20 protein-coding genes are annotated in these 22093 nt (G+C 73.7%); 9 read left to right on the forward strand and 11 right to left on the reverse strand.

Features of this window, described 5'->3' with window-relative positions:
- Nucleotides 1-7: 7 nt before the first annotated feature.
- Nucleotides 8-367: an NADH-quinone oxidoreductase subunit A gene (locus ACFWW8_RS29980; RefSeq protein WP_031145920.1), complete on the reverse strand. Its 360-nt coding sequence runs from the start codon at nt 365-367 to the stop codon at nt 8-10.
- A 793-nt stretch (nt 368-1160) separates the two neighbouring features.
- Between ACFWW8_RS29980 and ACFWW8_RS29985 the strand changes: the two genes are divergently transcribed.
- Entirely contained in the window at nt 1161-2045 is an 885-nt protein-coding gene (locus tag ACFWW8_RS29985; RefSeq protein ID WP_386533580.1) for a C40 family peptidase, read from the forward strand.
- A gap of 245 nt (nt 2046-2290) precedes the next feature.
- On the forward strand, nt 2291-2626 hold the full coding sequence (locus tag ACFWW8_RS29990; RefSeq protein WP_386533583.1) for a hypothetical protein: 336 nt from the start codon (nt 2291-2293) through the stop codon (nt 2624-2626).
- Between the two features lie 25 nt (nt 2627-2651).
- Here the strand turns inward: ACFWW8_RS29990 and ACFWW8_RS29995 are convergent, their stop codons facing one another.
- Nucleotides 2652-3935 carry a geranylgeranyl reductase family protein gene (locus ACFWW8_RS29995; protein ID WP_267724050.1) on the reverse strand — a complete coding sequence of 428 codons (1284 nt, stop codon included), beginning with the start codon at nt 3933-3935 and terminating at the stop codon, nt 2652-2654.
- A gap of 97 nt (nt 3936-4032) precedes the next feature.
- Between ACFWW8_RS29995 and ACFWW8_RS30000 the strand changes: the two genes are divergently transcribed.
- A complete protein-coding gene (locus ACFWW8_RS30000; RefSeq protein WP_386533587.1) occupies nt 4033-4563 on the forward strand; it encodes a GNAT family N-acetyltransferase in 531 nt (176 codons plus the stop codon).
- A gap of 45 nt (nt 4564-4608) precedes the next feature.
- Here the strand turns inward: ACFWW8_RS30000 and ACFWW8_RS30005 are convergent, their stop codons facing one another.
- Both ACFWW8_RS30005 and ACFWW8_RS30010 read right to left on the reverse strand, forming a co-directional pair.
- Nucleotides 4609-5520 (reverse strand): glutaminase, encoded by a 912-nt coding sequence (locus tag ACFWW8_RS30005; RefSeq protein WP_386533590.1) that lies wholly within the window; start codon nt 5518-5520, stop codon nt 4609-4611.
- A gap of 7 nt (nt 5521-5527) precedes the next feature.
- The gene (locus ACFWW8_RS30010) at nt 5528-6220 is read right to left on the reverse strand and encodes a demethylmenaquinone methyltransferase (protein ID WP_386533593.1); all 693 of its coding nucleotides are present in this window, start codon (nt 6218-6220) and stop codon (nt 5528-5530) included.
- A 393-nt stretch (nt 6221-6613) separates the two neighbouring features.
- Between ACFWW8_RS30010 and ACFWW8_RS30015 the strand changes: the two genes are divergently transcribed.
- Both ACFWW8_RS30015 and ACFWW8_RS30020 read left to right on the forward strand, forming a co-directional pair.
- Complete coding sequence (locus ACFWW8_RS30015) at nt 6614-7543, forward strand: DUF3152 domain-containing protein (RefSeq protein WP_386533596.1); 930 nt, start codon at nt 6614-6616, stop codon at nt 7541-7543.
- 53 nt (nt 7544-7596) lie between these two features.
- The gene (locus tag ACFWW8_RS30020; RefSeq protein WP_386533599.1) at nt 7597-7914 is read left to right on the forward strand and encodes a response regulator transcription factor; all 318 of its coding nucleotides are present in this window, start codon (nt 7597-7599) and stop codon (nt 7912-7914) included.
- On the opposite strand, the gene ACFWW8_RS30025 is transcribed toward ACFWW8_RS30020, so the two are convergent.
- The 4 genes from ACFWW8_RS30025 to ACFWW8_RS30040 form a co-directional block, all read right to left on the reverse strand.
- A complete protein-coding gene (locus tag ACFWW8_RS30025; RefSeq protein WP_386533602.1) occupies nt 7880-8530 on the reverse strand; it encodes a hypothetical protein in 651 nt (216 codons plus the stop codon). The genes ACFWW8_RS30020 and ACFWW8_RS30025 overlap by 35 nt on opposite strands.
- 7 nt (nt 8531-8537) lie before the next feature.
- Complete coding sequence (gene mqnC / locus ACFWW8_RS30030; RefSeq protein ID WP_386533605.1) at nt 8538-9737, reverse strand: cyclic dehypoxanthinyl futalosine synthase; 1200 nt, start codon at nt 9735-9737, stop codon at nt 8538-8540.
- A gap of 72 nt (nt 9738-9809) precedes the next feature.
- Nucleotides 9810-11567, reverse strand: a complete 1758-nt coding sequence (locus tag ACFWW8_RS30035) for a protein kinase (RefSeq protein ID WP_386533608.1) — start codon at nt 11565-11567, stop codon at nt 9810-9812.
- Nucleotides 11568-11789: 222 nt separating this feature from the next.
- Nucleotides 11790-12647, reverse strand: a complete 858-nt coding sequence (locus ACFWW8_RS30040) for a menaquinone biosynthetic enzyme MqnA/MqnD family protein (RefSeq protein WP_386533610.1) — start codon at nt 12645-12647, stop codon at nt 11790-11792.
- Between the two features lie 237 nt (nt 12648-12884).
- Between ACFWW8_RS30040 and ACFWW8_RS30045 the strand changes: the two genes are divergently transcribed.
- Nucleotides 12885-13088: a cold-shock protein gene (locus ACFWW8_RS30045; protein WP_351275452.1), complete on the forward strand. Its 204-nt coding sequence runs from the start codon at nt 12885-12887 to the stop codon at nt 13086-13088.
- A gap of 222 nt (nt 13089-13310) precedes the next feature.
- Here the strand turns inward: ACFWW8_RS30045 and ACFWW8_RS30050 are convergent, their stop codons facing one another.
- Complete coding sequence (locus ACFWW8_RS30050; RefSeq protein ID WP_386533612.1) at nt 13311-15059, reverse strand: lytic murein transglycosylase; 1749 nt, start codon at nt 15057-15059, stop codon at nt 13311-13313.
- 274 nt (nt 15060-15333) lie between these two features.
- Here ACFWW8_RS30050 and ACFWW8_RS30055 point away from each other — a divergent pair, with 274 nt between their 5' ends.
- Nucleotides 15334-15732 (forward strand): hypothetical protein, encoded by a 399-nt coding sequence (locus ACFWW8_RS30055; RefSeq protein ID WP_386533615.1) that lies wholly within the window; start codon nt 15334-15336, stop codon nt 15730-15732.
- A gap of 54 nt (nt 15733-15786) precedes the next feature.
- Here ACFWW8_RS30055 and ACFWW8_RS30060 read toward each other — a convergent pair whose 3' ends face one another.
- On the reverse strand, nt 15787-17547 hold the full coding sequence (locus ACFWW8_RS30060) for an AMP-dependent synthetase/ligase (RefSeq protein WP_386533618.1): 1761 nt from the start codon (nt 17545-17547) through the stop codon (nt 15787-15789).
- 162 nt (nt 17548-17709) lie between these two features.
- On the opposite strand from ACFWW8_RS30060, the gene ACFWW8_RS30065 reads away from it, so the two are divergent.
- Together ACFWW8_RS30065 and ACFWW8_RS30070 are read left to right on the forward strand one after the other, a co-directional pair.
- A complete protein-coding gene (locus ACFWW8_RS30065; protein ID WP_386533621.1) occupies nt 17710-18720 on the forward strand; it encodes an AraC family transcriptional regulator ligand-binding domain-containing protein in 1011 nt (336 codons plus the stop codon).
- Nucleotides 18721-18898: 178 nt separating this feature from the next.
- A complete protein-coding gene (locus tag ACFWW8_RS30070; protein ID WP_386533623.1) occupies nt 18899-20083 on the forward strand; it encodes a lipase family protein in 1185 nt (394 codons plus the stop codon).
- A 71-nt stretch (nt 20084-20154) separates the two neighbouring features.
- Here the strand turns inward: ACFWW8_RS30070 and ACFWW8_RS30075 are convergent, their stop codons facing one another.
- Nucleotides 20155-21735, reverse strand: a complete 1581-nt coding sequence (locus ACFWW8_RS30075) for an alpha/beta hydrolase (RefSeq protein ID WP_386533626.1) — start codon at nt 21733-21735, stop codon at nt 20155-20157.
- Nucleotides 21736-22093 lie beyond the last annotated feature (358 nt).

The raw sequence follows: 22093 nt of genomic DNA on the forward strand, positions 1-22093 counted from the left end.
CAGCCCCTCAGTCCCATTCCAGGCCGCCGCGGCGCCAGACGTAGGCGTAGGCGACGAAGACGGTGAGCACGAAGAGCAGCATCTCGACGAGCCCGAAGATCCCCAGGGAGTCGAAGGTGACGGCCCAGGGGTAAAGGAAGACGACCTCGATATCGAAGATGATGAAGAGCATCGCCGTCAGGTAGTACTTGATGGGGAAGCGACCGCCGCCGGCCGGCATCGGAGTCGGCTCGATGCCGCACTCATACGCTTCAAGCTTTGCCCGGTTGTACCGTTTTGGACCGATCAGCGTGGCCATGACCACGGAGAAGATCGCAAACCCTGCGCCGAGGGCGCCGAGCACGAGGATGGGCGCGTACGCATTCACGCTCCTCGCTCCTTCCAGTCGTCCTTGACCGTTGGACCGCCGTACCGGCCGGGGGTGCCGCCCAGCTGTGGGCTGGGGGCGTGACCCGCCTCGCGAAGATCGTGCACATGTGAGGCAGTTCACAAGCCGGACTGCTGCGCATCCTATGCCCGCCTCTCTGTGATCTGCGACACGGGTTACAACAACGAGTTTGTGATCTCCACCACCTGACGAACGATCATGAAGTCGGATGAGCAGTGATCTTCATACGTGAAGCATCCGGACGGTCACGAATGGTGACATCCATCATCGTTACCGCAGGTAGAGGACGCGCCTCCCCTATCAAGTGTGTCCCTTGCATGCAAATTGGCAAGAGTGCGGATCGCGTGCTATCGGCAGCTCGCCTCCCCCGACCGGGGGACCATCGGCGTACCGAGGTGGACGCGGGGCAGAAGTCGGGCAGAACGGACGCCCGGGCACGTGCATCCGTTCACGAACCACGCGGGGCCTTCACGGCCGGATCACAGCGGGGCCACAACGTCCGCGCGGCGTGACGTAACTGTGACCTGCGTCACGGTGAATCGGCGCTTCCGAAACGGGGCTTGGCCAACTGTCCGGCGGAATGGTAGGCCGTGGATCAATTCGGACTTAATGCAGAAACGACATGATCACAGGGTTGTGACGGTGTGTCCGATTAGCCCGTTACTGCGTCAATAAGAGGACCGACGCGCCCGGTTAGCCCCCTTCGCGCACAACTGTGGCGCAGACCACGTTTCTTGAAGGGACCCCTGACGCCCTGATAGCGCTAGTCCTCATGTCCCACACCGCTCACATACCCAGCCACCGGAAGCCCCGCCGCAGCGCCTCGAAGCTCGCGGTCCGCGCCGGAGTAGCCGGTGGCGTCCTCAGCACCCTGGCCATGGCCGGAACCGCGAGCGCGTCCCCGACCGCAGAGCCCGTGGCCGAGACGACGCTCGAGATGCCGGTCCTCAACCTGGACCTCGGCGCCGACGTCTCCTCCGCCGTCACCGTCGCGGCCGAGAACACCCGTCTGGCCGCCGTCGAGGGCGAACTGACCGCCCAGGAGGAGAGCGCCCGCACCGGCGCCGCCGCCGAGGCGAAGAAGGCCAAGGAAGACGCCCAGCAGAAGGCCGACGCCGAGAAGAAGGCGAAGCAGGAGGCCGACCGCAAGGAAGCGGCCGACCGCGCCAACCGGAGCTCCGCCCGCTCCACGCTGGCGACCGCCTCGGCGTCCGACTCCGGCTCGGGCTCGAAGTCCACCTCGGGCTCCGGCAAGAGCACCGCCCCCTCCCAGGGCACGGGCACCGTCACCGCGCCCGCCACCGGCTCCGCCGCGGCCATCGTGAACTTCGCCCGCGCACAGGTCGGCAAGGCGTACGTGCTCGGCGGCACCGGCCCCTCGTCGTTCGACTGCTCCGGCCTCGTCGGAGCCGCCTACCGCCAGGCCGGCATCACCCTGCCGCGCATGTCCCAGCAGCAGTCCACGGCCGGCACCTCGGTGTCCCTCAGCGCCCTGCAGCCGGGCGACATCCTGTACTGGGGCTCCAAGGGCAGCGCGTACCACGTCGCCGTCTACGTCGGCGGCGGCAAGTTCGTCGGCGCGCAGAACTCCAGCACCGGCATCGTGGAGCGCTCCTTGAGCTACGACAAGCCGACGGGCGCCGTGCGCGTCCTCTGAGCCGCTCTCCGGTCTCCGGAGCGTCAGGAAGGGCCGGTACTCCCCCGCTCGGGGGCGGAGTGCCGGCCCTTCGGCGTCCCGACAGCGGTTCGAGTCGGTGCGCGCACGCCGTTTCGCTCCCCTCCTCCTCGTCTGCACGAGCCCTGCCCGGCGGACGGCCCGTGCCGCACCGCCCGGTGCCCTGCGAAGATGGCCGCGGCGCGTCCGTCCCGTGGACCCGCCCCGAACCCGGAGGTGGTGGTCCCGTGAGCGCTCGACCGCACGCGTACCCCCGCGGCGGCGACCCCACCGCCGTCCCGGCCGCGTCCGGGCTCGGCCTCCTCGCCGTCGGCGGCTGGCTGCTGGGCACCGCCCGCCCCTGGCAGAAGCCCGGGAACGCGCTGTCCCTCGGCCTCGGCTGGAGCGCCTCGGCGGTGCTCCTGCTGTGCGGGCTGGTGCTGCTCACCCGCTGCGTGCGCGCGGTGCACCGCGCCGGGGACGACGCCGGGCCCCCGTACGACGGCCCGTACAGCGGCCCCGCCGGCCCCCGGTACGGCGAAACGGGCCGCACCGGGGAGACCCCGCCGCGGCCCGCCCCGTAGGACCCGGCCGTGCCCCGCGCCCGTGTCAGGCCTTCGGGGCCACCTTCGAGAGTCCGTTGATGATGCGGTCCATCGCGTCGCCGCCCGTCGGGTCGGTCAGGTTGGCCAGCATCTTCAGCGTGAACCGCATGAGCACCGGGTGGGTCAGGCCGCGCTGGGTGGCCACCTTCATGACCTTCGGGTTGCCGATCAGCTTCACGAAGGCGCGGCCCAGCGTGTAGTAGCCGCCGTACGTCTCCTTGAGGACCTTCGGGTAGCTGTGCAGGGTGAGTTCGCGCAGCGCCGGGGTGGCGCGGGAGTGGGCCTGCACGACGACGTCGGCCGCGATCTGGCCCGACTCCATCGCGTAGGCGATGCCCTCGCCGTTGAACGGGTTGACGAGCCCGCCCGCGTCACCGACGAGCAGCAGGCCCTTGGTGTAGTGCGGCTGCCGGTTGAACGCCATCGGCAGGGCCGCGCCGCGGATCGGCTGCGTCATGTTCTCGGGGGTGTAGCCCCAGTCCTCGGGCATGGACGCGCACCAGGCCTTGAGGACCTCGCGCCAGTCCAGCTCCTTGAAGGCGGAGGAGGAGTTGAGGATGCCGAGACCGACGTTGGAGGTGCCGTCGCCCATGCCGAAGATCCAGCCGTAGCCGGGCAGCAGCCGGTCCTGCGCGCCGCGCCGGTCCCACAGCTCCAGCCAGGACTCCAGGTAGTCGTCGTCGTGCCGGGGCGAGGTGAAGTACGTCCGCACGGCCACGCCCATCGGGCGGTCCTCGCGCCGGTGCAGCCCCATCGCGAGGGACAGCCGGGAGGAGTTGCCGTCGGCCGCGACGACGAGCGGGGCGCTGAAGGTGACCGGGGTCTTCTCCTCGCCGAGCTTCGCCTGCACGCCGGTGATGTGGCCGGTGCGCGGGTCGCGCACGGGCTCGCCGACGTTGCAGCGCTCGTAGAGCCGGGCGCCGGCCTTCTGGGCCTGTCGGGCCAGGGTCTCGTCGAAGTCGTCGCGCTTGCGCACGAGTCCGTAGTCCGGGTAGGAGGCGAGTTCCGGCCAGTCCAGCTGGAGGCGCTGACCGCCGCCGATGATCCGCAGGCCCTTGTTGCGCAGCCAGCCGGCCTCCTCGGAGATGTCGATGCCCATGGAGACCAGCTGCTTGGTGGCGCGCGGGGTCAGCCCGTCGCCGCACACCTTTTCGCGGGGGAACGCGGTCTTCTCCAGGAGCAGGACGTCCAATCCGGCCTTGGCGAGGTAGTACGCGGTGGTCGAGCCGGCGGGCCCGGCCCCGACGACGATCACGTCCGCGGAGTGTTCGGAGAGGGGCTCGGTCACTGCGGGATCTCCCGGAGGCTCGATAAAGGGTGCCCAACGGCACCGGACGTGTGCAGTCTATGCAGCGAGAGAGATCGCGATCCGAAGGGTGCCTCCGATGACCACCTCGCCGACCCGGCCGCTTCCCGCCGTGCAGCTGCGCGTGCCCACCGACGAGGACGCCCGTGCCTGGCACCGGGTCTTCGACGACCCGGAGGTGATGGAGTTCCTCGGCGGGCCCGCCGAACTGTCCCTGTACGAGGAGTTCACCGCGCGCCAGCGCATGCACGACGCGCAGCTCGGCCACTGCCTGTGGACCCTGCTCGACACGGACGGCGCGGTGATCGGCTTCGCGGGCGCGCAGCCGTGGCCCCGGGAGAAGGAGTGGGGACCGGTCGGGGAGATCGAGATCGGCTGGCGGCTGGGCCGCTCCGCGTGGGGCAAGGGGTACGCGTACGCCGCCGCGCTGGCCACCGTGGAGCGGGTCCGCGCGGTGGGCGTCCCGCACGTCGTCGCGATGATCAACGACGAGAACCAGCGGTCGATCGCGGTGGCGGAGCGGCTCGGCATGACCCTGGCGGACCGCTTCCTGCTCCCGGGCGGCCTGCGCCACAGCCGGCGCTACGAGCTGACACTGTCCGGGAGCTGACCGCGACGGCCGGCGCCGGGGCGACCGCCGGCGCCGCAGCGGAGGTCAGAAGACCGAGAGGCCCGTCAGCGTGGTGAACCGGTCCAGGGCCGCCACGCCCGCGACCGAGTTGCCCCGGGCGTCCAGCCCGGGGCTCCACACCGCGATGGTGCACTGTCCCGGGACGACCGCGACGATGCCGCCGCCGACCCCGCTCTTGCCGGGCAGCCCGACGCGGTAGGCGAACTCGCCCGCGGCGTCGTAGGTCCCGCAGGTCAGCATGACGGCGTTGATCTGCTTGGCCTCGCTGCGCGTCAGCAGCCGTGAGCCGTCCGCGCGCAGGCCGTGCCGGGCCAGGAAGCGGCCGGCGCGGGCCAGGTCGGCGCAGCTCATCTCGATGGAGCACTGCCAGAAGTAGTGCTCCAGCAGCGCGGGCACCGGGTTGTCGATGTTCCCGTACGAGGCCATGAAGTGCGCGACGGCGGCGTTGCGGTCGCCGTGTGCCTGTTCGGAGGCCGCGACCTCGGCGTCGAAGCCTATGTCGGGGTTGCCGCTCTCCTTCCGGAGGAAGCCGAGCAGTTCGCTGCTCGCGTCGCCGGTCAGGGTCTGCAGCCGGTCGGTGACGACGAGGGCGCCCGCGTTGATGAACGGGTTGCGCGGGATGCCGTTCTCGTACTCCAGCTGCACGAGGGAGTTGAACGGGTTGCCGGACGGCTCCCGGCCCACCCGCTCCCACAGGCTGACGCCGCCCTCGGCCAGGGCGAGGGCCAGCGCGAAGACCTTCGTGATCGACTGGGTGGAGAAGGGGACCTGCCAGTCCCCCACCCCGTGGACGTTGCCGTCGAGGTCGACGATCGCCATCCCGAACCGCGCGGGGTCCACGGACGCGAGCGCCGGGATGTACTCGGCGGGCGTCCCGCTGCCGATCAGCGGGGCGATGTCCTCCGCGACCTGTTCCAGCAGCGTTTGGTAGTCCACGGCAGTGTCAGTCCTTGGTACCGCGGTGCAGGGCGACGATCCCGCCGCTCAGGTTGCGCCAGGCGGCCTTCGACCAGCCGGCCTTCTGCAGCAGGGCGGCCAGCGCGGGCTGGTCGGGCCACTCCCGGATGGACTCGGCGAGGTACACGTACGCGTCGGGGTTGGACGAGACGGCGCGGGCCACGGGCGGGAGGGCCCGCATCAGGTACTCGGTGTACACCGTGCGGAAGGGCGCCCAGGTCGGCTGGGAGAACTCGCAGATGACGACCTTGCCGCCGGGCTTGGTCACCCGGTACAGCTCGCGCAGGGCGGCGTCGGTGTCCTGGACGTTGCGCAGGCCGAAGGAGATCGTGACGGTGTCGAAGGTGTCGTCCTTGAACGGCAGCTTCGTCGCGTCGCCCGCGGTCAGCGGCAGCCAGGGGTTGCGCTTCTTGCCCTCGCGGAGCATGCCGAGGGAGAAGTCGCAGGGGACCACGTACGCACCGGTCGCGGCGAAGGGCAGCGAGGAGGTGGCGGTGCCCGCGGCGAGGTCGAGGACCTTCTGCCCGGGGCGGGCGCCGACCGCCTTGGCGACCTCCTTGCGCCACAGCCGGGCCTGGCCGAGCGAGAGGACGTCGTTGGTGAGGTCGTAGTTCGCCGCGACCCCGTCGAACATGGAGGCGACTTCGTGCGGCTGCTTGTCCAGGGAAGCCCTAGTCACTGGTGTTCGCCCCTCGGTGTGCGATGCGGATCGGGTACGGGCCCATCCTCTCAGGCCGCGGCGCCCCCGGACGCGGCGGCTCGGCCGGGGCCCCGGGGGCGGAGCGGGGCGGCCGGGCCGCACGGGACGGAACGCCGGGCGCACGGAGCGGGCCGGGGCGCACGGAGGGGGCCGGCGGTGTCCGGGGCGGGCCGGCGGTGTCCGGCATGCGCGGCGGCCACCCGGTATACCCGCCCACACCGGCTCCCAATCGCACAACTGGCCCGAAGGCCAGTTACGCCGATGCCCCGCGGCCGAGTTGACTGGCCGGGTGCGGCCCGGTGAGGGTCACCTCCGGACCGTGGCCCCCGTGGCGGCCGGTCCGGCAGCGGCCGCCGAGCAAAGGGCTTCACGATGCCGGCAGGCCATTCCACCGGTCGCTCCTCCCTCAGCCCGCGCGCCCGGCGCCGGGCACAGCGGCGGACGCGGCTGCGGCGTACGATCCTCGGCTCAGCGGCCCTCCTCGCGGTCTCCGCGACCGGCTACGCGATGGTGCCCGGCGAGGACTCCGCCGGGGTCTCCGGCAAGCCCGCGGCCGCCGCCCGGACACCGGAGGCCGGGGAGAGCCCCGCGGACGGGTCCGGCGCGGCCGCCCCGCAGGGCGGCAAGGCGGCCCCCGTGCCGAAGCGCTCCTCCGCCGCGCCCCCGGCGCAGAGTCCGGTGGCGCCCAAGCCGTCCACGGCGCCGACGAGCGCTGCCCCGTCCACCACGGCCGTCCCGGCCTCCGGCCCGGGCACCTTCAAGCCCTCCGCGGCCTCCGGGCCGCCCCAGGGCGCGGGGACCGCGCTGCGCTGGCGGATCGAGGTGGAGGAGAACAGCGGCGTCGACCCGGACACGGCCGCCCGCGCCGTGGAGAAGATCCTCGGCGACCCGCGCGGCTGGACCAAGGACCCGGCGTACGCCTTCCAGCTGGTCGGGCCGGGCCAGCAGGTCGACTTCACCGTCAAGATCGCCACCCCGACGACCACCGACCGGCTGTGCGAGGTGGTCACCCCCGAGCTGATCGGCGAGACCAACTGCCGGGCCGGACACACCGTCGTGGTGAACCTCAAGCGCTGGCAGGAGGGATCACCGCAGTTCAACGGCCCGGTCGACGAGTACCGGGCGCTCATCGTGAACCACGAGGTCGGGCACGAGATCGGCCGCGGCCACGAGAGCTGCCCGGGCCCCGGCCAGCCCGCGCCCGCGATGATGCAGCAGATCAAGGGGCTCCAGGGCTGTACGGCCAATGCCTGGCCGTACAGTGCGAGCGGAACTTATCTGTCCGGCCCGAGCGTCCCATAACCGGGAGGGCCGGCCACCGGATGGGCCGGCCGGGGGCCGAGGAGTGGAAAACCGTGCGCGTCGTCAGCTTCAGCGTCCCCACGTGGTTCCCCCCGCACGGCGTGCCGGCTCCGGCCCGGGCCCAGCTGACCGAGCAGGAGTCGGCCGTGTTCCTGTGCCTGGCCACCGGCGCCTCCAACGCGGAGCTCGCGGTCGAGCTGCGGCTGTCCGTCAGCACGGTCAAGTTCCACGTGGTGAACATACGGGCCAAGCTGGGCGGGATCAGCCGCCTCCAGGCCTGCCTGCTGGCGGCCCTCGCCCGCGAGGACCTGCGCACGGCCCCCCACTGCCCCCCGCTCAGCGACGACGGTGCAGCAGCCGGCCCCCGATGACGGTGGCCACGCAGCTGGTCGCGCCCCGCTCCAGCAGCTCCGCCGGATCCGCGGCCGCGAAGACCGCGAACCGGGCCGGGGCGCCCGGCTCCAGCACCCCGTGGAACGCCTCCTCGGCGGCGTCCCGCCCGGCGAACGGGTCCAGGGACGCGGGAACTCCGGCCTGCGCCGCCGCCGGGGGCAGGACGGTGAGCCCCGAGCGGACCACGGCCGTGCGCACCGCCGCGATCGCGAAGCGGCCGGTGACGGCCGTGACGCCGCGCGCGAGGAGTTTCTGCGTACCGCGCCGGGCGCTGTGGCCCCACCGCGCCTCGGTCATCCTCAGCTCGGCCAGCGCGGCCTCGCCGGTGACCGGTTCCGTGCCGAGCTCGGCGACCTCGTACGGGTCGTCCGGGTAGTACGTGCGCTCCAGCAGCTCGTCCGCGCCGCGGACCAGCAGGCCCGGCGTGAGCACCCCGGGCCAGCGCCGGCAGCGGGCGTGCGGGTGCGACGCGGCGAGGTCCGCGTACGGCCCGGTGCGGGCGATCCGGTCCCCTTCGACGAGGACCGCGCCGCCGGGCACGGGGGCGGATCCCGGCCCGGGGACGAGGAGTTCGGCGGTGTGGAGCGTCAGCACGGCCGGGTCAGTTCGTCGAGATGAGCTTCAGCTCGGGGTGCGCCGTGCCGCCTTCGAGGGCGGTGGAGGAGATGTGCGAGACCACGCGGTCGTCGGCCGGGTCGTTCGCCGGGTCGTCGTGCACCAGCAGGTGCTCGTACGTGGTCGCGCGCTGCGCCGGGGTGCGGCCCGCCTTGCGGATGAGGTCGATGATCTCCTGGCGGTTGGAGCGGTGCTTGGCACCGGCCGAGGAGACGACGTTCTCCTCCAGCATGATCGAGCCCAGGTCGTCGGCGCCGTAGTGCAGCGAGAGCTGGCCCGCCTCCTTGCCGACGGTCAGCCAGGAGCCCTGGATGTGGGCGATGTTGTCGAGGAAGAGGCGCGCGATCGCGATCATGCGCAGGTACTCGAAGATCGTCGCCTGGGTGCGGCCCTTGAGCTTGTTGTTCTCGGGCTGGTAGGTGTACGGGATGAAGGCGCGGAAGCCGCCCGTACGGTCCTGGGTGTCCCGGATCATCGCGATGTGCTCGATGCGCTCGGCGTTGGTCTCGCCGGTGCCCATCAGCATGGTGGAGGTGGACTCCACGCCGAGCCGGTGGGCGATCTCCATGATCTCCAGCCAGCGCTCGCCGGACTCCTTGAGCGGGGCGATCGCGGTGCGCGGTCGCTCCGGCAGCAGTTCGGCGCCGGCGCCGGCGAAGGAGTCGAGGCCGGCCGCGTGGATGCGGGCGATGGCCTCCTCGGCGGAGACGCCGGAGATGCGGGCCATGTGCTCGACCTCGGACGCGCCGAGGGAGTGGATGACCAGCTGCGGGAAGTCCTTCTTGATGGCGGCGAAGTGCTCTTCGTAGTACTCGACGCCGTAGTCCGGGTGGTGCCCGCCCTGGAACATGATCTGGGTGCCGCCCAGTTCGACGGTCTCCGCGCAGCGGCGCAGGATGTCGTCGAGGTCGCGGGACCAGCCCTTCTTCGCGTCCTTGGGGGCCGCGTAGAAGGCGCAGAACTTGCACGCCGTGACGCACACGTTCGTGTAGTTGATGTTGCGCTCGATGATGTACGTCGCGATGTGCTCGGTACCGGCGTAGCGGCGGCGGCGCACGGCGTCGGCTGCCTGGCCGAGTGCGTGCAGCGGCGCGTGGCGGTAGAGGTCGAGCGCCTCTTCCCGGGTGATCCGGCCTCCCGCGGCGGCGCGGTCGAGGACAGACTGGAGAGCGGCCTGGTCGGTCACCGGTGCGTCACCTTTCGGCGGTGTGTCAAGGTCCGGACCGATCCAGCCTACGCCAGCGCCGCCGCGGGCCCGTCAGGGGCTTCGGGTGAGGTCTCCCTCGGGATTTCCGGCAGCCTTGTCCCCCGACCGGTAGTGCAGCGTTCCGCCCGGGTTGAGGGTGAAGCGCTCGTCGGCGGAGCCGCCCGAGCAGATGCCGGGAGCCGGGTTGGGGCCGCCCGAGGTGTCCAGGACGAGGGAGCGGTCGGTGGCGGAGGCCAGCTTCCAGTCCCCGCTGCAGTCGGTGCCGAGGAGCGGGACGACGGACTTGTCCCGGCCGACGACGCTGCCGACCCGGCCGGCCCGGATGGTGATCTCGAACTCCACCGTGGCCCCCAGGTTGGTGGTGGCCGTGCCCTTCCACGTGCCGACGAACTCTCGGGGGACGTCGTCGCGGGTTCCTTCGGGCGGCCGGCCGCTCGCCGTCGGGCCGGTGCCCGTGCCCGGGCTGTCGCTCGCGCGCGGGGTGGCCGGCGCGCTGCCCGCCGGGGCGGGCGTCCGGGAGGCGGAGGGACCGGTGTCGCCGGCCACGTCGCGTCCCCCTCGGTCGCCGCCGGGCAGCAGGCCGAGGCCGTACAGGCCGCCGGAGACCGCCGCCAGGACGGCGGCCGCGGCGAGCACCACGGTGCAGCTGAACCGCCGTCCGGCGGCGCTCACGCTGAGCCGCCGCCCGTCGGGCGCGCTCCGGGGGCCGGGAACGCCCGCCGCCGCAGCGGGGCCGGTGGGCCCCGGGGCGGGCCGTCCGTACGGGCCCGGCGTCGCCGGATGCGGTCCGGAGCCGGTCCCGGCCGGGCCGTACGGGTCCCGGTACGAGGGGTCCGGCGCCCCGAAGCCGGCGCCGGGGTCGGCCGCGCCGCCGTAGGAGGGGGTGGTGAAGGGCACCGGCCCCGAGGGGTGCTCGGGCGCCGCCGCGTCCAGGTCGAGCAGGGCCACCGCGGCCCGGCTGGCCTCCTCGACGAGGGGCCCCGGGAGCCAGCCCGGGGTGCCCAGGGCGTCGCCGAGGGCCGCGGCGACCTCCCCGGGGGCGGGCCGGTCGGGGGCCGCCTTGGCCAGGCAGGCGCCGATGAGCTCGCGGAGCTGCCCGGCGGGGACGTCGCCCAGCTCGGGCGGCTCGTGCACGACCTTGTAGAGGAGGGTGGCGGAGTTGTCCCCGGTGAAGGGAGGCCGCCCGGTCGCCGCGAAGGCCAGCACCGCGCCGAGCGAGAAGACGTCGGCCGCGCCGGTGACGCCCTTGCCGAGGATCTGCTCGGGCGCCATGTAGCCGGGCGAACCGACGGAGACCCCGGTGGAGGTGAGGGAGGCCGTCCCGTCGGTGGCGCGGGCGATCCCGAAGTCGATGAGCCGCGGCCCGTCCAGGGTCAGCATCACGTTGGACGGCTTCACGTCCCGGTGGACGAGGCCCAGCCCGTGTACGGCGACCAGGGCCCGGGCGAGCCCGGCGCCGACCGCCCGCACCGAGCGCTCGGGCAGCGGCCCGTGCGAGGTCAGCGCCCGGTCCAGGGAGGGTCCGGCCACATATCCGGTGGCCACCCACGGCACGGCCGCCCCCGGGTCCGCGTCCAGGACGGGGGCGGTCCACTCGCCGCCCACCCGCCGGGCGGCCTCGACCTCGCGGCGGAACCGGGCCCGGAACTCCTCGTCGGCGGCGAAGTGCGGGTGCACGATCTTCACGGCGACGGTCCGGCCGCCCGCACTGCGCCCCAGGTAGACCCGGCCCATGCCACCCGCGCCGAGCCGGCCGAGCAGCCGGTAGGCGCCGATGGTCCGCGGTTCGCCGGCTTCGAGCGGCTGCATCGCGTCCCCCTCCCCCGCGTTCCCGGACCGAACCTCCCGCACGGCCCGGCCCCTGAAGCACCTTAGGGCTTCGGGGGCGCGGCGGCTCCTGGTCCGGGCCTTACCGGGGCGCCGGTCTTCCCGGCCCGCATTCCCTTTCGCATTCCCGCCGGGCGACCGGAATGCGAAAAGGGCGGGAATTCGCGGTAAACCTGCCATTCGCCCGCCCCGGGCCCCCGGGGACTACAGACGGACGGTGTTCAGCAACTCCACGGCGACATCGGCCGGGTAGCCCGTCGTGGGTCCGGTGCGCCGCGCGAATTCCCGTACTCCGGCCAACTGCTCGGGGCCGAAGCGGAAGTCGAGGGTGGTGAAGTACCGCTCCAGGAGCTCGGCGTCGAAGGCCTCCCAGCGGGCCGCCTGTTCGGCGACCTTGGTGACCTCCTCCAGGGACACGTCCCGGGAGGCGAGGAAGGCCTCGTGGACCTTCTCGACGACGAGGGGCTCGCGGGCCAGGTAGTCCTTGCGGGCGGCCCAGACGGCGAAGACGAACGGCAGCCCGGTCCACTCCTTCCACATCTGCCCCAGGTCGTGCACGGCCAGGCCGAGCCGGGGGGCGTCGTGCAGGGAGGCGCGCAGGGCGGCGTCGCCGATCAGCACCGCCGCGTCGGCCTCCTGCATCATCACCCCCAGGTCGGGGGGGCAGGTGTAGTAGTCGGGCCGCACCCCGTACTGCTCGGTGAGCAGCAGCTGGGCGAGGCGTACGGAGGTCCGGGAGGTCGAACCGAGGGCCACGCGGGCGCGGTCGAGCTGCTCCAGCGGCACCTGCGAGACGATCACGCAGGACATCACGGGCCCGTCGCAGCCGACGGCGAGGTCGGGGAAGGCGACGAGCTGGTCGGCGTTGCGGAGGAACTCGACGAGGGTGATGGGGGCGATGTCGAGGTCGCCCGCGACGAGGCGCTCGCTCAGCTTCTCGGGGGTGTCCTTGGTCAGCTCCAGGTCCAGCAGCGTGCCGGTTCTGGCCAGCCCCCAGTAGAGGGGCAGGCAGTTCAGGAACTGAATGTGGCCGACGCGGGGCCGGCTGCGATAGACGTCCACATCGCGAGACTAGCCCCCCTCCTCACGTCAGCGTTCCGGCGGGTCTCAAACGTCCGGGTGACGTGATCTTTCCCTCTGGTCCTGGCCCGAGGGTGCGTGCTAGGCTCGTCGCAAGTTGCAGTTTGGTTTCCCTTGCAGTACGAGGCCTGCGGAGAATGTGACCCGCAGGCTTTTGTAGTTTTCAGACTTCTTAGCAGGTTCTGGAGCAGGGCGACCCTTTGGCCCATAGGAGGGCTCATGGCTACCGGAACCGTCAAGTGGTTCAACGCTGAAAAGGGCTTCGGCTTCATCGCCCAGGACGGCGGCGGCCCGGATGTCTTCGTCCACTACTCCGCGATCAATGCCGCTGGCTTCCGCTCCCTGGAAGAGAACCAGACGGTGAATTTCGACGTCACGCAGGGTCCGAAGGGCCCGCAGGCGGAGAACGTCACCCCGGCCTAGTCGCCTGGGCCAACCTCATCGCGGTTGGAAGCAGTACCCAAGGAGCCCCGTCCCCTCTGCGCGAGCAGAGCGGCGGGGCTCCTGCCTTGTGCCTCCCGGGCGTGGTGGCGGGTACGGCTGTGGGCCCCGGCACCGTTCTCCCGGTGCCGGGGCCCACAGCCGTACGTGCGTGCCGGCCCGGACCGGCCGCGGCCCTCGCGGCGGCGGCCGTCGGGCCGGGGGTCAGGCGGTCTTGGCCGGAGTCTTCGCCGGGTCCTTCGCCGGGTCCGCCGGCGGAGTGGTCGGCGAGGTGGTCGGCGGGGTGGTCGCCGTGGCGGCGGTCACCTCGAGGTCCAGGACCAGGGCGACCTTGTCCGGGGTGGTCAGGCGGAGGTGGTAGGTGCCCGGGGCGAGGTCCGCGGCCGTGATCAGCGCCGGCAGGACGATCTTCCCGTCGGGGCCGGTCGCGGGGAGCTCCAGGCGGGTGACCTTCTCCCCCTCCCCGGCGCCCTTGAAGTACGGGCCCTTCGCCGTCGCCGGGTCCACCGGGACCCACGCGCCGTCCTTCTTCTCCACCAGCTCGGCGAGGACTCCGCTCACGGCGAGCGGCTCGCCCTGCGCGGTGGCGAGGAGCACCACGTCCTTGAAGCTCGTGCCGGCGACCGCCGTCAGCGCCTTCGAGCCCGCCGGGCGGGCCAGCAGGTCGACGACCGGCTTCGCCGTGACCGTGCCGGTGACGTTCACCGTGAGCCCGCCGACCTTGTCGTAGGCGGAGGCTCGCAGCGTGAAGGTGCCGGGCTTGGCGCCGGCCCTGAGGCCGGGGGCGGCAGCGGTGCCCGACGCGTCCGTCTTGACCACGAGGGAGTCGACGGGCGCCTTCGGGAAGGCGGTGCCGCCGGTGGTGTCCGACTCGACCGTGAAGACGACGTCCTGGCCCACGGCCGGCTTGCCGTCGCTGAGGACCACCTTCACCTTGGGGACGTCGGCGAAGGCCGCTCCGGTCTCGGCCTTGAGTCCCGCGCCGCCCAGCAGCGTCAGCTCGGCCAGGTGCGGCGCGGCGGGCGGTACGGGCTTCTCGGGCCGCGTCACCGGCGGGGTCGTGGGCTTCACCGGCGGGGTCGTCGGCCTGACCGGCGCCGGCGGGGTGACGGTCACCGGCGGGGTGGTCCGGGGCGGCGGGGTGGGCAGGGTGCCGGGCGGCGTGGTCGGGTAGTTCCCGACGGGCGGGTTCGGGACCCCGGCGGCGCCGCCGGCCTGGTACTGGCGCATGTAGCCGAGCACCGTGTTCACGTACTCGCGCGAGTTGTTGTAGCTGAGGATCGCCTGGTCGAGCTTGGCGGCGTTCGTCAGGTCCTTGTCGCCGGCGCACAGGTAGAGGCCCGCGCCGAGCGCCGCGTCGTAGAGGTTGTTGGGGTCGCGCTTGCCGTCGCCGTTGCCGTCGGCTCCCCAGGTCCGCCAGGTGGAGGGGATGAACTGCATCGGGCCGATGGCGCGGTCGTAGACGACGTCCGCGTCCCACTCGCCCCGGTCGGTGTCGCGGATCTCGGCGAAGCCGTTGCCGTCGAGGCGCGGGCCGCGGATCGGCTTCTCGGTGGAGCCGTCGGTCTTGAGGCCGTATCCGGAGGCGTGCACGGACTCGACCCGGCCTATGCCGGCGAGGAGTTCCCAGGGCAGCTGGCAGTGGGGCAGCGCGGCGGCCACCGACAGCCCGGCGCGCTGGTAGGCGTCGAGGGCGGTGGCGGGTATGCCGTTGGCCCCCTCCTGCGTCGCGGCGCCCGCGGGCACCTGCGGGTCGGCGACCTCCCCGGGCAGGTCCAGCCGCGCGTCGCCGCGGTCGGCGGCCTGGGGGCTGTCCGGCGTCGGCTCGGACTCGCCCGCGTCGGCGGTCGTCGGGGTGCTCACGACCGCTGCGGTGGTGAGACTGGCCGCGAGGGCGGCCGTGCACAGGACCTTGCGCGAGGTGTTGACGAGGTGACGGTGAAGCGGCTTCACAGTGCGGCGATCCCCCCAGGAGCCGTCAAAGGCGTACGGCCGGTCGGGCCGTGAATATCCACTGTCTATCAGGTATTCGGCAGCGACTCGCCGTCCCCCCTGCAGATGTGACGCACCATTCGTCTCGGCTTCACCGGGGCCGCGCGGGCGGGTGGCCCAAGGCCCGGGCCAGTCGCCCGGATTGCCCTTCGGCATCCGTTTTCGGCTTCTGTCCCGTGCCGTCCTCGCCGCCCCCCGCAGCCCGGGGCGGGGGCCGCTTGCTAGCTTCGGGCGCATGAGTGCACTGGTGTACGACCGGGACTTCCGTGAGAAGGCCGCCCGGCGGCTCGCCTGGGGCTTCGGCCTGCTCGCCGCGGCGTCGGGCATCTGGCTCTGGGTCGCCGCCCAGTTGTTGCTCCCGTTCGCCGGGCCCTCCGACCAGGACTGCGAGTCCCGGGTGTTCTACGACGCCGGGGACGACCGGCAGCCCGAGACCTACGCCGAAGCCGAGGGCGGGTCCTGCGACGCCGAGCGGGACCTGGGCGGACTCCTCGCCCTCACCCTCCTCTCACTGCCGGTCGCCGTCGTCGGCACGGTCCTCTACACGTCGAGCAGCACCGCCACCCGCATGAGCGCCCACGCGGCGGAACTCGCCCGCCTGGAGGACTCCACCAAGAACTGGCCCCGCCCCTGAGCACCTCTGCCCTGAGCGCCTCCGCCCCTGGCCCCGTCCGCCCCTCGTCTGCGCTCACCCCGCGTACAGCTCCTCGATCTCCCGCGCGTACCGCTGCGCCACCGCCGCACGGCGGAGCTTGAGGGTCGGGGTGAGGGTGCCCGCCTCGATCGAGAACTCCTCCGGGAGGATGTGGAAGGCCCGGATGCGGGCCGGGCGCGAGACCGTGGCGTTGGCCTGCTCGACCGCTGCTTCCACCAGGGCGCGGACCGCGGGGTGGGCGGCCGGGTCCGGTCCCGGATCGAGGCCCTCGCGGGCGGCCCAGGCGGTGATCTCCTCCGCGTCCAGGGTGATCAGGGCGACCGGGTGGGGGCGGCGGTCGCCGATCATCACCGCCCGGGAGACGTAGCGGGAGCGCTGGACGGCGAACTCGACCTCCGTCGGGGTGAGGTTCTTCCCCGCCGAGGTGATGACCAGTTCCTTCTTGCGGCCGGTGATGCGCAGGAAGCCGTCCCCGTCCAGCTCGCCGAGGTCCCCCGTGTGCAGCCAGCCCTCCGGGTCGACGGTCTCGGCCGTGGCCCGCGGGTTCGCGTGGTAGCCGGGGAAGACCATCGGCCCCCGCGCGAGGACCTCCCCGTCCTCCCCGATCCGCACCTCGCAGCCCGCGACCGGCCGGCCCACCGTCCCGTACCGCACCGCGTCCGGGTGGTTGAGGGAGATGACCCCGCCCGACTCCGTCATGCCGTACCCCTCGAACACGGCGATCCCGCACGCCCGCAGGAAGTCCAGCGTCGCCGGTGCGATCGGGGCGCCGCCGGTCAGCGCCCACTTCAGGCGCCCTCCGAACGCGCCGCGGACGAGGGAGTACAGGGAGTCCTCGGCCGCCGCGTGCGCCGCCCGGAGCGACTCGGGGAGCCGGCCCTCCGCCGCGAGCACGCCGATCCGCACCGCCTCCTCGAAGCCCTCCCGGCCGCCCTCGCGGGACTCCGCCAGGGACAGCACCACCGTGTGCAGCTTCTCGAACAGCCGTGGCACGGACGGCAGATGGGTGGGCCGCACCTCTCCCAGCTCCGCCAGCACGTCCTCGATCCGCCCGCCGAAGTAGCAGAGCTCCCCGCCCTCCAGCAGCGTCGTGAACTGGATCAGCTGGGCCAGCAGGTGCGCCAGCGGCAGGTACAGGTACGTCGAATCCCCCGGACCGCCCTCGACCAGCGGGAGCGTCGCGTCCTGGACGGCGCCGAGGTTCCCGTGGGTGAGCCGGCACCCCTTCGGCAGCCCGGTCGTGCCGGAGGTGTAGACGATCGACGCGTCCGCCTCCGGCGTCACGGCGGCCGCCCGCGCCAGCAGGTCGGCCTCCGGGGCCCGGTGCAGACCGGGCAGCTCGTCCATCAGCACCACCGCCCGCAGCGCCGGCAGCTTCCCCCTCAGGGACTCGACCCGCTCGCGCTGCGCCGCGTCGTCGCAGACCACCGCGACCGCCTCGGAGTCCGACAGCACCCAGGCCAGCTCCTCCTCCCCGGCCGTGGGGTAGACCGGCACGAGGACGGCGCCCGCCGCCATCACCCCGAAGTGCGTGTACGTCCACCGCGGCCGGGTCTCCGCCAGGACCGCGACCCGCTCCCCGGCGGCGACCCCCAGCCCGAGGAGCGCGCACCCGACGGCCCGTGCCTCCGCGTCCAGTTCGGCGTACGTACGGGTCCGCCACCCCCCGCGGGCCTCCGGGGCCGCGCCGTCGCCCGGGTCCGTCCGCGCCCGGAACCGCAGGGCGGTCCCGGACCCGTACCGCTCCGCGGTCCATCGGGTGAACTCCGCCAGCGTGCTGGGCCGACCGTCCATCGCATGCCCTCCCGGGACTCGGTGACCCCCGACGCTAGGCACCGCGGGCGGCCCCGCGGCATGACCGGAGACGTCAGCCGCGCTGGCCGCAGCGCTCATCGGGTGCGACCGGTGGTGTCGCGTCCGTATCGCACCGGGGCCCCGGCGGCTACCGTCGCAGGCATGGGGAGGCGGACGATCACCGTGCACCACGTACGGGCGCTGCTCGCGGGGGCCCGCGCCGGCGGCCTCGACACCGTGCCGCTGCTCCAGGCGGCGCAGATCCCGCCGTTGCTGCTGGGGGACGACCGGGCGCGGATCACGCCCTCGCAGTTCGCCCGGCTGTTCCGGGCGCTGTACCGGGCCACGCAGGACGAGTTCCTCGGCCTGAGCCGCGTCCCGAGCCGCCCCGGCACGTTCGCGATGATGTGCTGCGCCTCGCTCGGCTGCCGGGACCTCGGCGCGGCGACGCAGCGCGCGGCCGCCTTCTACGGGCTGTTCCCCGGCGGGCCCGAGCTCGCGCTCGACGTGGTCGGCGGGCAGGCCCGGTTCACCGTCCGCAACGACTTCGACCGGGACGAGGAGCGGTTCCTCACCGAGTGCGTGCTCGCCATCTGGCACCGGCTCAGCAGCTGGCTCATCGGCCACCGCATCCCGCTCGCGGAGGCAGCCTTCGCCTACCCGCCGCCACCGCACGCGGAGGAGTACGAGGTGCTCTTCGGCTGCCCGGTCCGCTTCGGCGCGGACCGTACGGGCGCCGCTTTCGACGCGCACTGGCTGGCCGCGCCGCTCGTACGGGACGAGCCCGCGCTCGACGCGATGCTGCGCCGGGCCCCCTTCGACCTGCTGTCCCGGCCGGAGTACGGAACCACGGTCGCGGAACAGGTGCGCCGGGCCCTGACCCGGCAGCTGCGCACCTCGCCGCGGCTGCCGGGGCTCGGGGAGGTGGCGGCGCGCCTGGCGGTGTCCCCGGCGACGCTGCGGCGCCGGCTCCGGCGGGAGGGAACCTCGTTCCAGGAGCTGAAGGACCACGTCCGGCGGGACGCCGCCATCGCGGGCCTGGCGGAGAGCGGCGAGCCGATCGCGGAACTCGCCGCCCGGCTGGGCTTCTCGGAGGACACGGCCTTCCACCGCGCGTTCCGCCGCTGGACGGGCACCACCCCGGGCGCCTACCGCATCGCCTCGGGCGGCTGAAACCGGTCCCCCTGCGCGGGCGTTCGGCAGCGGTCCCGTTCGGCTGACGCTCCGTGCGGCGGACAGGGGTGGGAGGTCGGGTCAGGAAAGGTGAGCTGTGCGGTCAGCGACATGCCGACCGGTCGGTCACTACCTTCGCCTCACCTACCCCCGCACGGACCGTTGGGAGAGCCGCCCCATGCGTTTCCGAAACCCCCCGCGCCTCCGCAGTACCGCCCTCGCCGCCGTGGCCGCCGTGGCCGTCGCCGTCTGGAGCCCCGCCGCCGCCGGCGCCCAGGACGGGGCCGGCTCCGGCGCCGCCGCGGGCGCGCCCGGCGACGTCGTCAGCAGCGCCCCCTCCGCGTTCCACCCGCTGCCCGGGCAGCCCACCGGCACCAAGGCCTGGAAGATCCACTACCGGTCCACCACGGCCGACGGCGCCCCGAACACCGTCTCCGGCACCGTCATCGTCCCGCAGGACGGCCGCACCGGCCCGCGCCCGCTGATCACGTACGCCGTAGGCACGGTCGGCATGGGCGACTCCTGCGCGCCGAGCAACAACATCCCGTACGGCACCGCCATGGAGGCCAACCTCATCCAGCAGCTCACCCTGCGCGGCTGGGCCGTGGTCGTCACCGACTACGAGGGCCTCGGCACCCCGGGCGTCCACACCTACACGGTCGGCCCCTCCGCCGGGCACGCCGTCCTCGACGCGGCCCGCGCCGCCCAGCGGCTGCCGGAGGCCGGGCTGTCGCCGACCGGACCGGTCGCCATCATGGGGTACTCCCAGGGCGGGCAGGCCAGCAGCTGGGCCGCCGAGCTGCAGGGCTCGTACGCGCCGGAGCTCCGCGTCAAGGGCACCGCGACCGGCGGTGTGCCCGCCGACCTGCTGAAGGTGGCCGACTTCAACAACGGCTCCTACGGCTCGGGCCTCATCTTCATGGCGGCGGCCGGCCAGGACGCCGCCTTCCCGGAGCTGAAGCTCGACTCCTACCTGAACCCGGCGGGCAAGGTGCTGGTCGGCGCGATGAAGGAGAACTGCGTGGCGATCGACGCCATCGCCGGCTCGTTCAAGCGGATCTCCGACCTGACCACGCGCAACCCCCTCGCGCAGCCCGACTGGCAGGCCCGGCTGAACCAGAGCCGGCTGGGGCGCACCGCCCCGGCGGCGCCGGTGTACCAGTACCACGCCCTCGCCGACGAGCTGATCCCGTACGCGGTGGGCAGCCGGCTGCGCTCCGAGTGGTGTGCGCGGGGCGCGAACGTCGAGTTCGACACCATCTGGCTCGGCGAGCACGTCAGCGGCGTGATCACCCAGTCCCCGGCGGTCGCGAACTGGCTGGCGGACCGCTTCGCCGGACGCCCGACGCGCGCCAACTGCTGAGCGCGGCCCGTTCGGCGGCCGCGCGCCGCACGGCGGCCGCGCCCCGGACGGCCGCCGCCCGCCCCGTCGGTTCACTCGCCGGCGGGGCAGGACCGCGTCCCGGACGGCAGCCGCCCGTCGAGCAGGAAGCGGTCCGCGTACTCCCGCACGCAGGGCGAGGCGAGGTAGCCGGTGTGCCCGTCGCCCTTGTGGTCCAGGACCACCGCGGAGCCGAGCCGGCGGGCCGTCTCCTCCGTCCACTCGTACGGGGTGGCCGGGTCGCCCCGGGTCCCGACGAGCAGCATCCGCGGGGCGCCGGGGCGGTCGATCCGCCGGATGAAGTCGGTGCCCGCGGGCCGGCCGTAACAGGCCAGTACGGTCATCAGCTGGCGCGGCCCGAAGATCTTCGAGGTCTTCTCGAACTCGGGCCGCAGCGACTCCAGTTCGCTCTCGATGCGGGCCGGGCTCGCCGTGTCGTTCGACCGGTCGGGGTCGTCGGCGCAGTTCACGGCGGCGAGCGCCGCGTCCGCGTTGTCGGCGGGCACCGAGCCGGGGCCCTGCGGCTCCGCACCGCCGCCGTCCGCGCCGCCGTCTTCCCGGTCGTCCTCGCGGTCGTCCTCGCCGGTCGGGCCGACGGGGCCGCCGAGCTGGAGCAGCCCGACCGGGTCGGCGTGTTCCTCGGCCAGCTTCAGCGCGTCGGCGAGCGCGGGCCAGGCGTGCGGCGAGTACAGGGCGGCGCCGATCGAGCCGGCGACGTCCTGGCCGGTCACGTACGAGCCGTCGCCGCCGATGAGCGGCCGCCGGTCGAGGCGTGCCACGAGGTCGTCGACCTGTTCCTTGGCCGTGCGGGTGTTGGTCCCGTACACGCAGCCCGGCTGGTGGGCGCACCAGGACAGGAAGCGGTCCAGGGCCCGCTGCTGGCCGCGCGCCGTGGCCAGGGCCTGCTCGGCCAGCGGCTCGGACAGCGTGTCCACGCCGTCCAGGACCATGCGGCCGGTGCGGTGGGGGAACTGCGCGGCGTACACGGCGCCGAGCCGGGTGCCGTAGGAGAAGCCGAGGTAGTTGAGCTTCTCGTCGCCCAGCGCCCGGCGCACCGCGTCCATGTCGCGGGCGACGTACACGGTGCCGACGTACGGGAGGACCGGGCCGGAGGCCAGCTCGCAGCGCTTGGCCACCGCGCGCAGGGCGGCCAGCTGGGCGGCCGCGTCGGTGGCCGCGTCCTGGCCGGTCTCCTGGGAACCGGCGCAGGACACCGGGGCGCTGTGGCCGACCCCGCGCGGGTCGAAGGCGACGAGGTCGTACCGTTCGCCGAGCTTCGCGAAGGCGTCGGGGTCGGCGGCGAGGCCGGCGACGCCCGGGGCGCCGGGTCCGCCGAAGTTCAGCAGCAGCGAGCCGAGGTGCCGGCCGCTGCCGGTGGCGGGGAGGCGCGCGAGCGCCACCCTGATCGTCCCCTTGCCGGGGGCGGCGTGGTCCAGCGGCACCTCGACGGTCCCGCACCGCATGGCGGCGGGCACCCGCCGCTCGGGGCACGCCCCCCAGCGGACGCGCGGGACCGCGGTGCCGGTGGTGGGGGTCGCCGCCGTGGGGGCCTGCGCCGGGGCGGCCGCGGGCGCGGTGCCCACGGCGGCCAGGACCAGCGCGCAGGCCGCGGCGGCGGTTCGCGTACGGGGCACCGCACCCTCCTCGGGCGGCCCCCCGGACCATGCAGCCCACCATAAGCGCGCCCCGCCGGACCCGCCCCCGCAGTACACCCCGCCCCCGCAGCCCCCGGCCGCAGCCCGGCCCCACAACCCGCCCGCCACGCAGGCGGGGCCGCCGCGCAATCGGGGCCGCCACGCAACCGGGGCGCCGTGCAACCGGGGGAGCCGGGCCGCCGGGCCGCCGGGCAGGCCGCGCAGGCCGCGCAGCCGGGGCGCCGCGCAATCGGGGGAGCCGAGCCGCCGGGCCGCCGCGCAGGCCGCGCAGGCGGCGCAGGCGGCGCAGGCCGCGCAGACGGCGCAGGCCGCGCAGACGGCGCAGGCCGCGCAGACG

The sequence above is a fragment of the Streptomyces sp. NPDC058701 genome, from assembly GCF_042715295.1.
GTDB lineage: Bacteria > Actinomycetota > Actinomycetes > Streptomycetales > Streptomycetaceae > Streptomyces.